At 69.0% G+C, this 775-nt stretch carries 1 protein-coding gene; it reads right to left on the bottom strand.

From position 1 onward, the window contains the following. On the bottom strand, positions 1-704 hold a 704-nt coding region (locus D8M29_RS13175), incomplete at its 3' end, for an ABC transporter permease (RefSeq protein WP_148111648.1). Positions 705-775: the final 71 nt, after the last annotated feature.

A 775-nucleotide genomic window follows, 5' to 3' on the forward strand; every position in this document is an offset into this window, starting at 1 on the left:
TGGGCGGCGCTCTCGCTGGCGCCCGTGGCGCGCAGGTCGAAGCCGAACCGGGTGCGGTTCAGGACGAGCCAGTAGACGAGTCCGCAGCCCGCGGCGACGAAGGTGAATCCGTAGATCTCACCGGCGTCCGGGCTCAGCGGGAGGCCCGGGAACCAGCCGGCCTCCGGGATCTCGCCGGGCGTGAGGTGGTTGGAGCCGGCCGCCTGGTCGCCGAAGTTCGTCGGCAGGATCAGCCAGGCGATCAGCGAGGTCGAGATGGAGTTGAGCATGATCGTCGCGACGACCTCGCTCACCCCGCGGGTCGTTGTGAGGACGCCGGCGATGCCGGCCCAGAACGCGCCGACCAGCATGGCCACGATCACGGTCAGGGCGATGTGGAGCGGACCGGGGAGGGTGACGCTGGCCCCGACGAGGGCGGCCACCATCGCCGCGAGCCGGTACTGCCCGTCGACGCCGATGTTGAAGAGGTTCATCCTGAAGCCGACCGCGACCGCGAGAGCGGCGAGGTAGTACGTACCGGCCTGGTTGATGATCAGGACCTGTACGTCGCTGTACGACACCTGCTCGAAGAGGAGGCGGTACAGCTCGAACGGGTCGCGGTTCGAGATGAGCAGCACCAGGGTGCTGAGGGCGAACGCGACGACCAGGGCGAGCGCCGGGCCGGCGAAGCCCAGGATCAGCCGGTCCTTGTCGAACTTCTTCATCAGGCCTCGTCCTCCGGTGCTGCTTCGAGGTGACCGGCGGCGGCGCCGGTCATGGCCGAGCCCAGTTCCTC

Source organism: Micrococcus sp. HSID17227 (assembly GCF_003989405.1).
GTDB lineage: Bacteria > Actinomycetota > Actinomycetes > Actinomycetales > Micrococcaceae > Micrococcus > Micrococcus luteus.